Origin of the sequence: Streptococcus sp. 2342, from assembly GCF_013276795.1 — a bacterium.
In the GTDB taxonomy this organism is placed as follows: Bacteria; Bacillota; Bacilli; order Lactobacillales; family Streptococcaceae; genus Streptococcus.
The window spans coordinates 1-13,677 of sequence record NZ_VMLR01000002.1; the positions used below are offsets into that span (position 1 = coordinate 1).

The 13,677-nt window shown below is 40.8% G+C and carries 9 protein-coding genes, 1 tRNA gene and 1 pseudogene; 3 read left to right on the plus strand and 8 right to left on the minus strand.

Going from position 1 to position 13,677, the window contains the following annotated elements:
- Window positions 1-236: 236 nt before the first annotated feature.
- The 4 genes and pseudogenes from HT689_RS01135 to HT689_RS01150 form a co-directional block, all read right to left on the minus strand.
- The gene (locus tag HT689_RS01135; RefSeq protein ID WP_345889730.1) at window positions 237-2,540 is read right to left on the minus strand and encodes a DNA translocase FtsK; all 2,304 of its coding nucleotides are present in this window, start codon (window positions 2,538-2,540) and stop codon (window positions 237-239) included.
- Window positions 2,541-2,628: 88 nt separating this feature from the next.
- Window positions 2,629-4,582 (minus strand): annotated as a pseudogene (locus HT689_RS01140) (fructose-specific PTS transporter subunit EIIC).
- Window positions 4,579-5,490 carry a 1-phosphofructokinase gene (gene pfkB, locus HT689_RS01145; RefSeq protein WP_112443552.1) on the minus strand — a complete coding sequence of 304 codons (912 nt, stop codon included), beginning with the start codon at window positions 5,488-5,490 and terminating at the stop codon, window positions 4,579-4,581. The pseudogene HT689_RS01140 and the gene pfkB overlap by 4 nt, the downstream one beginning before the upstream one ends.
- Window positions 5,487-6,227 (minus strand): DeoR/GlpR family DNA-binding transcription regulator, encoded by a 741-nt coding sequence (locus tag HT689_RS01150; protein WP_112443551.1) that lies wholly within the window; start codon window positions 6,225-6,227, stop codon window positions 5,487-5,489. The genes pfkB and HT689_RS01150 overlap by 4 nt, the downstream gene beginning before the upstream one ends.
- Window positions 6,228-6,388: 161 nt before the next feature.
- On the opposite strand from HT689_RS01150, the gene HT689_RS01155 reads away from it, so the two are divergent.
- Window positions 6,389-6,476 (plus strand) — tRNA-Ser (locus HT689_RS01155).
- A gap of 78 nt (window positions 6,477-6,554) precedes the next feature.
- Here HT689_RS01155 and HT689_RS01160 read toward each other — a convergent pair.
- The 4 genes from HT689_RS01160 to HT689_RS01175 all read right to left on the minus strand — a co-directional run bounded on the left by HT689_RS01160 (window position 6,555) and on the right by HT689_RS01175 (window position 11,774).
- The gene (locus HT689_RS01160; protein ID WP_000094601.1) at window positions 6,555-7,889 is read right to left on the minus strand and encodes an Nramp family divalent metal transporter; all 1,335 of its coding nucleotides are present in this window, start codon (window positions 7,887-7,889) and stop codon (window positions 6,555-6,557) included.
- Window positions 7,890-8,778: 889 nt separating this feature from the next.
- Window positions 8,779-9,366, minus strand: coding sequence for a pyridoxal 5'-phosphate synthase glutaminase subunit PdxT (pdxT, locus tag HT689_RS01165; RefSeq protein ID WP_173227005.1), 588 nt, complete (start codon window positions 9,364-9,366; stop codon window positions 8,779-8,781).
- On the minus strand, window positions 9,367-10,242 hold the full coding sequence (gene pdxS, locus HT689_RS01170) for a pyridoxal 5'-phosphate synthase lyase subunit PdxS (RefSeq protein ID WP_000138526.1): 876 nt from the start codon (window positions 10,240-10,242) through the stop codon (window positions 9,367-9,369). It abuts the gene before it with no gap.
- 152 nt (window positions 10,243-10,394) lie between these two features.
- Entirely contained in the window at window positions 10,395-11,774 is a 1,380-nt protein-coding gene (locus tag HT689_RS01175) for an FAD-dependent oxidoreductase (RefSeq protein WP_173251734.1), read from the minus strand.
- Window positions 11,775-12,070: 296 nt separating this feature from the next.
- Here HT689_RS01175 and HT689_RS01180 point away from each other — a divergent pair, with 296 nt between their 5' ends.
- Both HT689_RS01180 and HT689_RS01185 read left to right on the plus strand, forming a co-directional pair.
- Window positions 12,071-12,994, plus strand: a complete 924-nt coding sequence (locus HT689_RS01180; RefSeq protein ID WP_173251736.1) for an FAD:protein FMN transferase — start codon at window positions 12,071-12,073, stop codon at window positions 12,992-12,994.
- A gap of 59 nt (window positions 12,995-13,053) precedes the next feature.
- Entirely contained in the window at window positions 13,054-13,659 is a 606-nt protein-coding gene (locus tag HT689_RS01185; protein WP_000915940.1) for an NADPH-dependent FMN reductase, read from the plus strand.
- Window positions 13,660-13,677: the final 18 nt, after the last annotated feature.

The following is a 13,677-nucleotide window of genomic DNA, read 5'->3' on the forward strand; positions in this document are numbered from 1 at the left end:
ACTAGAAACTACAGGGGGAGTCTGCATATATCTAAAAGAAATTCTAAACCTGTTTCAGCTTGATATAGTGTTTGAATAAAATGTGAACAAATTTATTAGGGAATTCAAATCAATTTCATGCTTTAAAAGTCGTTTCGTACTATTTTAGATTCAATTAATTATACATCATAGATAAACCGCTTCAAAAATCTCTTCAAATCACGTCAGGTTCACATTTCCGTATAAGAGAGAGAAATTTATTGTTGTAAAACTTTTCTTGGCTTGGTGCCTTCAGCTGGACCAATGACTCCTGCCATTTCAAGTTCTTCCATAAGCCGGGTCGCACGGTTAAATCCAACTGACAAACGACGCTGAATCATGGATGCGCTGGCTTTCTGGGTTTCAATGACTAGAGCTTTGGCTTCTTCAAAAAGCGGATCACCACCAGCATCTCCATCTGAAAATTCTCCATCATTTTCAGAAACTTCACCTGGATCAAAACTCTCATCGTAATCCGCATCCGCCTGAGCCTTGATGAAGTTTACGATGCGTTCAACATCATCATCCGAGATAAAGGAGCCTTGCAGACGAACTGGATGATTTTCATCAATCGGTTTAAAGAGCATGTCACCTCGACCAAGCAGTTTTTCCGCTCCATTTTCATCCAAAATCGTACGGGAGTCTGTCCCTGATGAAACCGCGAAAGCGACACGAGAAGGGACATTGGCCTTGATCAGACCAGAGATGACATCAACGGATGGACGCTGGGTTGCAAGAATCATGTGGATACCTGCAGCACGCGCCTTCTGTCCAAGACGAATGATAGCGTCTTCCACTTCCTTGCTGGCCACCATCATGAGGTCAGCCAACTCATCTACAATCACAACAATGAGCGGTAGCGGAATCTGCTTATACTCAGATTGAGTATTAAACTCTTCTACCTTGGCATTAAAGCCTGCAATATTACGGACTCCTACCTTGGCAAAGAGTTCATAACGATTTTCCATTTCATCCACAACCTTTTGCAGGGCCTTGCTGGCTTTACGGGGATTGGTCACTACTGGAATCAAGAGGTGGGGAATATCATTGTAAACAGATAACTCAACCATCTTGGGATCGACCATCATAAATTTAACTTGGTCAGGTCTCGCCTTCATGAGAATGCTGGCGATAATTCCGTTAACTGCTACTGACTTCCCTGATCCCGTTGAACCCGCGACGAGCAAGTGGGGCATTTTGGAAAGGTCAAAAGCTCTTGCAGTGCCATTAACCGCCTTTCCTAAAGGAATTTCCAAGAGATTTTCTGCTTTCGTTTGAGATTGTTCCCATAGTTCGCGGAAGGATACAGTCGCAATCTCAGAGTTAGGAACCTCAATCCCGACTAAGGATTTACCAGGTATTGGAGCCTCAATCCGAACATCCTTGGCCGCTAGAGCAAGCGCTAAGTCATCTGCTAGATTGGAAATGCGGTTAACCCGTACACCCACTGCTGGCTTAACTTCATACTTGGTCACTGATGGCCCAATTTCAGCCCGTTCAACTGTTACCTTGATACCAAAGCTAGCAAAGGTTTCTTCTAGGATTTTGATGTTTTCACGAACGATTTTCTTCTCTTTAGACTGGTCTTTGGGTTTATCTGGGGCAAAGAGTTGTAAGCTTGGAAGTTTGTATTCGAGGGCTTCTTTGGCTGAAAAATCGACCTGTACGTCTTCGTCATCAGAGCCATCTTCCTGTTCAGCGAATTCAAGTTCAGCTTGAGGCAGGATGATTTCTGGTTCCACCCACTCTTCTTCTGGAACAGGAGGAACGTCAAGCACAACATCTTCTGTCAGAATTTCACCCGTTTCCATATCAATAGGAGGCAAATCGAGTAAGGCTTTTTCAGCTTCTTCTTGTTCTAATCTAGCCTCTTCCTCAACCTTTTGGCGAGCTTTTTCTTCTTGTTTGACAAAGCGTTCCTCTTTTCGAAGCTCATGTCCTTCCCTCCATTTGGCAAAGCCTCTACTGAAAAATTCAGCAATATCATAAACAGACCAAGGACTGACTAGGAGAGCACCCACTAAAATCAAGATAGAACCAATAAAATAAGTACCAATATTTGAGAAGAGAAAGGCGATTGGCACATAAAGGCCAACACCAATCAAGCCACCTCCAGCAAAACTGGTCGTTCGAAAACCAGTTAAATCCGTCACAACCTGAGCCATGGTCCCTTTTAGAACGGACTTGTCCAAACCATATTTCCAAACCAAGTAGGCCTCAAAAATCAGGAGCAAACCTGCAAATATGGTGAAAAAGCCAGATAAGAGTCCTTCCTGTTTTCGTATCCACTTGAAAAAGAAGAGATAGATCAATAGGGCAAATATTGCCAGATAAGCTAGACTACCCACCAACAAGCGAATTAAATTGTAAAGAGTGATACCTGCAGCTCCTAATTTAAAAGCTGCGAAAATCAATAAAAGGGCGATTCCCAACGAAATCAACATCCGTTGAATCGCTTCTTTTCTTTCGAGTTCTGCTTTAGACGGTCTCCGTCTTGTTTTACTTGTATTCTTGTTTGCCATTCTTCTATTATACCATATTTCACAGGCATTTCGGAAAGAGAAAAAGACTGCACCAAACGGTCCAATCTTTTCATTTTCTATTTAAGTTTTATGCTTGGGGTTTGCGTAGGTAACCATAGACCACACCACTTACGATTGCTCCTACCAAGACAGAAACGAGGTAAAGAAGAGCATTTGAAGTAAGGGCGATAACGAAGATTCCTCCGTGTGGCGCCATGAGTTTGATACCAGTAAGACCAACGAGGCCACCTGCTACTGCTGAACCAAGAATGAAGCTTGGGATCGCACGAGCTGGGTCAGCAGCTCCAAATGGAATCGCTCCCTCAGTGATAAATGACAAGCCCATGATGATATTTGTCAAACCAGAGTTGCGTTCTTCCTTAGTAAATTTATCTTTGAAAAGAAGAGTTGCGACAAAGATTGCAAGTGGTGGCACCATTCCTCCAGCCATAACTGCTGCCATAGCCACAGAACCACCTGAAGAAACAGTTGCTGCAAGCGTACCTGTACCAAAGACATAAGCTGCTTTATTGACTGGTCCACCCATATCGACAGCCATCATTCCTCCAAGAACGATACCGAGAAGGACAGCTGAACCGCCTCCAAGACCGCCAAGGAAATCATTCATAGCTGTGTTGATTGCTGCCATTGGGATGTTAACAGCTAGCATGACAAATCCAGTCAAGATTGTTCCAAGAAGTGGCAAGAGAAGGATTGATTTAGCACCTTCAAGTGAACGAGGAACTTTAACGTATTTCTTGATAGCAAGAACTAAAGCACCTGCGATAAATCCACCAACAAGGGCACCTAGGAAACCAGATGAGACACCTGCAAGAGTTGAAGTTGCTTCACCACCTGCAGCATAAGGAATTTTACCAAAGGCAAAACCTTCTTTAGCAATAGCACCAGCCACGAAACCTGCTACCAAACCTGGTTTTTCAGCAATAGAGTAGGCAACATAACCTGCAAAGACTGGAAGCATCAAACCAAAGGCAGCTCCACCAATTTTCATGAACATAGAAGCTAGTTCATGGTAGGAACCAAGACTACCAAGGTTTTCATTCGGAACACCCAAAGCACCATCAATCAAGAAGGCAAGGGCAATCATGATACCACCACCGATAACGAATGGCAACATTTGAGAGACACCACTCATCAAGTGTTTGTAGAAGGCACCACCAAGGCTTTGTTTTTCGTTAGAGGCTGTTGCAGCTTTTGCACCATTAGCGGCACGGTAGACTTCAGCATCTCCTGAAAGAGCCAAGTTAATCAACTCTTCTGTCTTACGTATACCGTCAGCAACCGGACGATTGATCAATGGTTTGCCATCGAAACGATCCATTTCAACGGCCTTGTCTGCTGCGATGATAACAGCTTTAGCCTTACGGATATCTTCTGCAGTTAGTTGATTTCCAACACCGCTAGCACCGTTGGTTTCGACCTTAATTCCAACACCCATTTCAGCAGGCCACTTTTTGAAGGGCTTCTTGGGCCATGTAAGTGTGGGCAATACCTGTCGTACAAGCTGTAACAGCTACGATAAAGTCACCAGTTTCATTAGCAGGTACTTGAACAGGCTCTTCAGTTTTTTCTGAAGCTTGGTCAAAAAGTTCAATGACTTGGTCAGCTGATGTTACTTGACGAAGTTTATCAGCAAAGCCGTCTTTCATCAAGTATTGAGACAATTCTGCCAAGGCAGCCAAGTGAGTATCATTGGCACCTTCTGGAGCTGCAATCATAAAGAAGAGGTCGGTTGCTTGTCCATCCAAGCTCTCGTAGTCAACACCCTTGTTTGACTTGGCAAAGAGAACTGTCGCTTCTTTGACAGCAGCGTTTTTGCTATGAGGCATAGCGATTCCGTCACCCAAACCTGTAGAAGTCAGAGCTTCACGCGCCAAAATTCCTTCTTTAAAAGTTTCAAAATCTGTCACATAACCGTGGTCTGTCAAGCTTTTAATCATCTCTTCGATGACAGCTGTTTTTTCAGTTGCCTGCAAATCCAGCAACATAACATCTTTTCTCAATAGGTCTTGAATTTTCATCGTTTTTCTACCTCAACTTTTTCATATGTTTCTTTAATAAATTCTGCTGTTGCCAAGTCATCTGAGAAGGTGGTTGCCGTTCCGCAAGCCACTCCCCATTTGAAGGCTTCTACTGCATCTTTAGATTTGACAAATTCACCTGTAAATCCAGCGACCATAGAATCACCAGCCCCAACTGAATTTTTCACTGTTCCCTTGATTGGTTTAGCAAAGTAAGCTCCTTCAGATGTGACAAGAAGTGCACCGTCCCCAGCCATTGAGATAATAACGTTTTGAGCACCTTTAGCCAGTAACTCACGAGCATAGTTCTCGATTTCATCTAAACTTTCGAGTTTAACCCCAAAAATAGCTCCCAGTTCATGATTGTTTGGTTTGACCAAAAGTGGCTGATAGTCCAAACTATCAATCAAGGTCTGTCCTTCAAAGTCACAGACTACTTGCGCACCAGTCTTGCGCGTCAAGGCAATCAAATCCTTGTAGATGACATTGCCTAGATTTTTAGCACTTGAACCAGCAAAGACAACTGTATCTTCTGTAGTCAAACTAGATAAGATAGCTTTCAACTCTTCTAACTGGGCTGGTTCCACATTTGGACCCGTTCCGTTGATTTCTGTCTCTTGGTCTGCTTTTATTTTAACATTGATACGAGTATCTTCTGCCACTTGGACAAAACGCGTCTCGATTTCTTCCTCTGCCAGAGTATCTGTGATAAATTCACCAGTAAAGCCTCCGATAAATCCAGTCGCTGTATTTGGAATATCTAAGCGCTTCAAGACACGACTTACATTGATTCCTTTCCCACCAGCAAACTTATCATCACTGTCCATACGATTGACACTACCGACTTGGACTTGGTCCAGACGGACAATATAGTCAATGGATGGATTGAGTGTGACTGTATAAATCATACTTCTATTACCTCCGTTTTCTCCTTAATAACCTGCAAGAGCTCATGCCCTTGACTTGTGATAACAATAGCGCGTTTGAGTGGTGCTACCTTAGCAAAGCAAGTTTGTCCAATTTTAGACGAATCCACCAAGACGTACGTTTGTTTGGCATTCTCTAAAATAGCACGCTTCACAGCCCCCTCCTCCATATCAGGAGTCGTATAATAGCCATCGTCCACACCATTCATCCCGATAAAGGCACGGTCAAAGTGCAATTGGTTAATCTGGTTAAGAGCAACGCCCCCGATGCTAGCATCTGTCGCCGTCTTGACGCTTCCTCCAACCATGACAGTCGGAATCTGCTTTTCAACCAACTGAGCTGCATGGTGAATCGAATTTGTCACAACAGTAATATTCTTATTGACCAATTCATGAATCAAAAAGGCTGTTGTTGTTCCAGCATCGATAAAGATGACATCTTGTTCCTTGATGAGAGAAGCAGCTTTCTGAGCCAGCAACTTCTTTTCTTGAAGGTTTTTGACAGATTTTTCTTGAATGGTTTCTTCTTCCTGCAAGGAATGGGGCAATTCTGCTCCACCATGCACACGACGAAGCTTGTTTTCAGCTTCCAATTCATCCAAGTCTCTTCGAACCGTTGATTCTGAGGTCTCTAGCAAACTAACTAATTTTTCTAGAGAAACTACATGATGTTGATTTAACTCCTCTAAAATCAGTTGTTTCCGCTCTGTTTTTAACACCGAATCACCTCCTGTTATCGTTTACACTATTCATTCTATCACACTTTCTTTTAAAGTCAAGCATTTTTTATCATTTTCTTTCAAATTCTATCATTTTTCTTATTTTCAGAATTTTTATTGCAAGATAAGAGCCTTTATGGTAGACTATTTGAGTAAGTATTGGAAGATTACTCAAGAGGCTTAAGAGGCCGTGTTGGAAACGCGGTAGGCGTGTAACAGCGTGCGTGGGTTCGAATCCCATGTCTTCCGTTTATTTTAAAAAAGATACCCAAGAAATCTTGGGTATCTTTTTTCTTATATGCTTGTTTTATAACTCGGGTGAATTTCTTAGAAAATATCAAATAACAATTTCACATTGAGAATTGTTAAGATAATGGAAACAATATAACCAAGGATGGTATTCCATTTGGCATTGGTAAATTCTCCCATCAGTGATTTCTTAGAAGTTAGATAAATCAGTGGGAAGATTGAAAATGGAAGAGCGATTGAAAGAAAGACCTGTGAATAAACCAATAACTGATCTAATGTTTTTTCCTGATGACCAAACAGAACCGCTACAATCATGACAGGCAACAAGGCAAAGAGACGAGTTGCCAAACGAATGAACCATTGAGGTAATCTCATATGCAAGAAACCTTCCATAACGATTTGTCCAGTCAAGGTACCCGTAATTGTCGAATTTTGACCACTGGCTAATAAAGCCAAGGCAAACAAGGTTGATAAGGTCGAGCTAGCTATAGCTCCTGCAATAGTAGAATCCTGCAAGGCATTATACATTTGAGAGAAGGCAGAAATCTCAGATGCATGGCCGAAAAAGAGAGCCGCCCCGAGAATTAATAGAAGGGAGTTAACCACAAAGGCCAAGGATAATTGGAGATTTGAATCCCAGGTCATAAAGCGCACGGCTTTTCGAACATCATTCTTGTCCTTGTGATTGATTTTCCGAGTTTGTGACAAGGAAGAATGCAAATAGAGGTTATGGGGCATAACCGTTGCTCCCACGATCCCTAGTGCCAAGGTTAATTGACTTTCATGCCCTGGCAAGGGACTTTCAAATAAGGTTGCATTCGGTAGATAACCCTCAACGATTCCTTGGAAGCTTGGATGTGACAAAGCTACCAGATAGGTAAAAATTGCTAGAATTGTTAAAATCAGTGTTGTCACAATAGCTTCAATCTTCTTAAAGCCAAATTTCATCAGAAGCAATAAGAGAAAAACATCCAACACGGTCAAGAGAATTGCTATCATAATCGGAATCTTAAAGAGAAGATTGAGAGCAATCGCTGAACCTAGAACTTCTGCCAGATCTGTCGCCATCAAGGCTAATTCTAAAATCACCCATAGACTATAACGAAGCCATTTAGGTGAATGATGAGCCGTTGCTTGAGCCAGGTCCATCTGGGTTACAATACCAAGCTTTCCTGCCATCTGCTGAAGTTGCATGGCAATGAGAGATGAAATCAAGATAACAAACAAGAGACTATACTTATAGGAAGCACCACCGACTACACTGGTAATCCAGTTTCCTGGATCCATATAACCAACTGCGACAAGAGCACCCGGACCTAAAAAGGCATTTAAATTTTGCCAGAAATGATTGTTATTTGGAGTATCGATAGATTGATTAATCTCAGAGAGTGACACTTTTTTATGAGAAGACATAGATACTTACCTCTTTCTAAACCTACTTTTTCATTATTTTCTATTAGAGAAAAATAAGATTGACTTTAAACTATTAAAACAATGAAAACTATATGAAAAACATTTAGTTTTTTCATTATTTTTCTTAAGGCACCTTAATTATAACAGAAAATATGATAAAAACTTAAGAAAATTCAGGACTTGATTTAATATTTAGGATACAACAAAATGTTGTATTCTTTTTTTGCAAAAGAATACCAAAGAATAAAATAAAAAACGTTGTAAAATGTACTGGCTTAATCCCCTTTATTGTATCGCGTTTGGAGTTTTTTAGGTATAACCTTCGACGCGCACCTTACGTAGGACGACAGACTCATAGCTTTATACATAATAGAACGAGTATCTCCATCTGTAGAGATACTCGTTTTTTGCTATTTTCAAAGTGTTCTTTTTGACCAATCCCATACATCATTTTTATAGTAAAATGAAACTAGAATAGTACATCGTGGATACTAAAACATTTCTAGAAATTAATTTGATTTCCCTAATCAAGTTGCACACATCTTATTTCAAACCACTATATATTCAATGAAAATCAAAGAGCTAACTAGGAAGCTAACCGCAGGTTGCTCAAAGCACCGCTTTGAGGTTGCGGATAAAGCTGACGTGGTTTGAAGAGATTGTCGAAGAGTATTAAGGAGTATAGAATAGTATTTTAACTCCATCCTCTAAAGTGCTCCCAATAAAAGATACTTGAACACTATATTCAGCATATAAGCTTTATGCCCTAAGTCAAAACAATCATTCTTTTCTAATTTATCGTAAATAAATCTAAAATCACAGAATACTGTCAGATGACTTAAAAAATGATTCTTTGGAAAAAGCGAATCAAAACTTGATTTATCACTTTTTATTCCACTATCTTTTTGTCACACATATTGATAAAGTACTGGTGCAAGCGAACATCATCAGTCAATTCTGGATGAAAAGAAGTTACCAACATATTTTTTTCTTGGGCTGCAACGATTTGATCTTCAACTGTTGCTAGAATTTCTACACCCTCTCCAACACTGCTGATAATTGGACCACGGATAAAGGTCATTGGAATCTGACCGACTCCCTTACATTCTGCTTCCGTGTAGAAACTTCCTAGTTGGCGCCCATAGGCATTGCGCTCGACCACCATATCCATAGTTCCAAGATGACTTTCTTCCTGAGAAGTAATTTCCTTAGCCAGCAATATCAAGCCTGCACAGGTTCCAAAGGCTGGTAAGCCAGATAGAATGGCTTCTCGAATGGGAATCAGCATGTCCTGGTCGCGTAAGAGTTTGCCCATGGTTGTAGACTCTCCTCCAGGTAAAATCAAACCTGACAAGTCACTCTGATGTTGCTGAAAATCCTCTAAATTTCTGATTTCAACACTCTCGACACCTAATTGATCCAACACTTTTGCATGTTCTGCAAAGGCCCCTTGCAAGGCCAATATTCCAATTTTCATCTATTTCCCTCGCTCAGCCATGAGGATTTGGATCTCATTTTCATTGATACCAACCATGGCTTCCCCTAGATCTTCAGAGATTTGAGCTAGAATTTGAGGATTACGGAAGTTAGTTACCGCTTTGACAATGGCACTCGCTCGTTTAACAGGATCTCCTGACTTGAAAATACCTGAGCCGACAAAGACACCCTCTGCCCCTAATTGCATCATTAATGCCGCATCTGCTGGCGTTGCAACGCCTCCAGCCGCAAAGTTTACAACTGGCAATTTTCCATGCTCATGGACATATTGAACCAATTCTACAGGGACTTGCAATTCCTTGGCAGCAACATAAAGTTCGTCCTCACGTAGATTTTGAATGCGGCGAATTTCCTGATTCATCATACGCATATGGCGAACAGCTTGAACGATGTCTCCTGTACCCGGTTCTCCTTTGGTACGAATCATAGAGGCTCCTTCAGCGATACGACGCAAGGCTTCACCCAAGTCCTTAGCTCCACAGACAAAAGGAACTTGGAATTCTTTTTTGTCCACATGGAAACGGTCGTCTGCTGGAGATAAAACTTCACTCTCATCGATATAGTCAATCTCAATAGCCTCTAAAATCTGAGCCTCAACAAAATGCCCGATTCTGACCTTGGCCATCACTGGAATACTAACCGCTTCTTGGATTTCCTTAATCATCTTTGGATCACTCATACGGGAAACACCACCAGCTGCACGAATATCAGCTGGAATCCGCTCCAAAGCCATAACAGCTGCCGCACCAGCAGCCTCTGCAATACGGGCTTGTTCAGGGTTCTGAACGTCCATGATTACACCGCCCTTGAGCATCTGTGCCAAGTTTTTATTTAATTCATAACGATTTTCAGTCATTTCTTTATCCTCATCATTTGTATTGGTAGCTACCATTTCATTTTAAGTTAGATTAAAATGAAGTACAAGATAAAAAAATCATAATTGTATGGGTACACATCGACTAAAAAAACTATCTGACCTTAACTTAAGGCCAGATAGTTCATCAAATTTTATTTTTCAGCTGTAAGGGCAGCCATTGTGATGTAGTTGTATGGTTTGTTGAAGTGTGGCAAGAAGAATAGGTCTGTCAATGCCAATTTATCAATTGTTACATGCTCTTGAATCGCAAGAGAGAACATGTGGATTCCCATGCTGATTGCAGAATCGCGTGAAACCATTTGGGCACCAAGAATTTCACGGCTATCTTTGTCAAAGACAATCTTGATTGCTACTTCATGGTTATCATGTTTCATGAATTCTGGTTTTTGAAGATCGTTAAAGCCTGTTTCAGTTGCATTGTAACCTGCTGCTTTAGCTTTTTCAAGAGTCAAACCAGTTGAAACCATGTGAAGACCGTAGATTGAGATACCGTTTGAACCTTGCACACCGATTCCTTCCAATTCATGTCCACAAGCATTGTAGGCACCAACGATACCAGTACGAACAGCATTTGAAGCAAGGGCAATGTAGCTAGTGTCTTTACGAGCGTTGTCATAAACAGTTGCACAGTCACCAACTGCAAATACACCTGGAATTGAAGTTTCTTGTTTCTTATCTACAAGGAAGGCACCGTTACGGAAGAGTTCAATCTTACCGTCAGCAAGGGCTGTATTTGGACGGAAACCAACTGCAAGAACAACCATATCCACGTCAAAGCTTTCTTTGTCAGTAATCAAGCGTTCAACTTTACCGTCACCCTCGATTGCTTTAACAGTTTGACCAAGTGCCAAGCGGATATTGTGGTCTTCCAAGTTCTTAGCCATCATTTGTGTGAAGTCCTTGTCATAGTAACCGTTCAAGACAGTATCTACGATATCAACAAGGACAACTTCTTTTCCAAGACGCTCGAAGGCTTCAGCAAGTTCAACACCGATATAACCACCACCAACAACAGCGATGCGCTCTAGGTGCTTGCTCTTGTCAGCAAGTTTTTCGATGACTTCTTCTGCGTTTTGGTACAACTTAACAAATTGAACATTTTCAAGTGTTGCTTTAAATTCGCGGTTTCCTTTAACAATTTCAACACCTTCGATTGGTGGCAAGATTGGTGTAGAACCTGTAGCGAAAATCAATTTTTCGTATGATTCTTTGTGCTCTTTTCCTTCAACTTCTGCTGTAACTACTTTGTTATCATAGTCGATTGAAAGAACAGGTGAGTTCATGTAGACTTTAGCACCTTTAGCTTCCAATTTTTCTTTATCAGAATAGAACAAGCCTTCAGCACCGTCAATTTGTTCACCAATCCAAAGAGCCATTCCACATCCTAGGAAAGAGATGTTAGAGTTTTGGTCAAATACAACAATTTCGTTCTCATTTCCAAAATTATCCAACATAGTATTAATACATGCTGTACCAGCGTGGTTAGCACCAACTACAACGATTTTACTCATAAAAAATTTCCTGCCTTCAATTTTAAATTTACTCTACTAGTATAACATTTACTGTTAGCGTTTACAAGTGGTTTCCTATTATTTCAGCATTTTTTATCAAAAATAATTCCCCATTTATCCTGATTTCAAGACTAATGAATTTTTGTGAGCATATTTCTTGACTTTTTCCAAATTTCATTTGTAGAAAATCTAACTTTATGGTATTCTAATAACATGAAAATAAAATGTAAGGGCTTCAATTTAGATAATTACTTGATATTACAACTTATTTTCTATAAGAGAAAGGAGTTGGTAGCTTGCCTCTAAGTTCACATTCCGAACGGCTAATGGGGACTACTATCACTATTTCATTAGTAGATGAGCGAGCCGATAGCTTGCTCCAAAAATCCTTTGATTTACTCAGAGAGCTAGAATACCGCTTCAATGCCAATAGTCAGAAATCTGAGTTGATGGAAATCAATTATCAAGCAGGAATAGCTCCTGTCACGGTTCATCCAGACCTGTTTGAACTGATTTCACTTGGGTTAGAGCATAGCCTAGCACCCTCTAGCCATCTCAACATCAGCATTGGTCCCTTGATTCAAACCTGGCGCATCGGTTTTTCAGATGTCAAGGTCGCCCAACCTCAAGAAATTGAATCGGTGCTACCTTTAATCAATCCTTACTATATCGAGTTAGATTCTTCTACTTCCACTGTGTTTTTAAAACAGAAAGGAATGAAAATCGATCTTGGTTGTTTAGCCAAGGGTTATAGTGCGGATAAGGTTGCCCAATTTCTGAGAGAAGAGGGAGTGACATCTGCCTTAATCAATCTGGGAGGGAATATCCTGACTATTGGAAAAAATCAGGCAAGAGGAAATCAGCCTTGGCAAATCGGGATTCAAGACCCAGACAATCCGAGGGGAAATCACTTAATGACCATTCCTGTTGTCAATCAATCTGTCGTGACTTCAGGCATTTATGAACGTCACCTGACAGTCGATGGAAAAGATTACCATCATATTTTTGACAGTCAGACAGGATATCCTGTTGAAACAGAACTCGCTAGTCTCACAATTATCTCTGATAAGTCAGTTGATGGTGAAATCTGGACAACTCGACTCTTTGGAGAAAGACCTGCTTCTATCCTTTGGCAAGTCGAAAGTTTGGAGGGCATCGAAGCCATCCTCATCGATAAAGAGGGCCACCTAAGCTGTTCTTCAGGAATTCCTACTCTATAGAGACAACTGTTTCAATGGAGTTTTAAAATTGTATTATGTAAAAAGAGAAAGGAAATCTCATGTTAAAACTTATTGCTATTGTTGGAACAAATTCAAAACGTTCTACAAACCGTCAATTGCTTCAATACATGCAAAAACACTTTGCTGACAAAGCTGAAATTGAACTTGTTGAAATCAAGGATATCCCTGTCTTTAACAAGCCAGCTGACAAGCAAGTACCTGCTGAAATATTGGAAATTGCTGCTAAAATTGAAGAAGCAGATGGCGTTATTATCGGTACACCTGAGTACGACCACTCTATCCCAGCTGTTTTGATGAGCGCTCTTGCTTGGTTGTCATATGGTATTTACCCACTCTTGAACAAACCAATCATGATAACTGGTGCTTCTTACGGTACACTTGGTTCATCACGTGCTCAATTACAACTTCGCCAAATCTTAAATGCTCCAGAAATTAAAGCAAGTGTCCTTCCAGATGAATTCTTGCTTTCACATTCTCTTCAAGCCTTTAACCCAAGTGGAGACCTAGTGGATCTTGATGTTATTAAAAAATTGGATGCCACTTTTGACGACTTCCGTATCTTTGTAAAAATCACAGAAAAATTGCGCAATGCACAAGAATTACTTCGCAAAGATGCTGAAGACTTTGACTGGGAAAATTTGTAAGATAGGAGAGCAAAAAGA

Coding starts and splice junctions, on each gene's coding strand:
- HT689_RS01135 (WP_345889730.1), bottom strand. CDS start 2,540: ATGGCAAACAAGAATACAAGTAAAACAAGACGGAGACCGTCTAAAGCA.
- pfkB (WP_112443552.1), bottom strand. CDS start 5,490: ATGATTTATACAGTCACACTCAATCCATCCATTGACTATATTGTCCGT.
- HT689_RS01160 (WP_000094601.1), bottom strand. CDS start 7,889: ATGTCTTCTCATAAAAAAGTGTCACTCTCTGAGATTAATCAATCTATC.
- pdxT (WP_173227005.1), bottom strand. CDS start 9,366: ATGAAAATTGGAATATTGGCCTTGCAAGGGGCCTTTGCAGAACATGCA.
- pdxS (WP_000138526.1), bottom strand. CDS start 10,242: ATGACTGAAAATCGTTATGAATTAAATAAAAACTTGGCACAGATGCTC.
- HT689_RS01175 (WP_173251734.1), bottom strand. CDS start 11,774: ATGAGTAAAATCGTTGTAGTTGGTGCTAACCACGCTGGTACAGCATGT.
- HT689_RS01185 (WP_000915940.1), top strand. CDS start 13,054: ATGTTAAAACTTATTGCTATTGTTGGAACAAATTCAAAACGTTCTACA.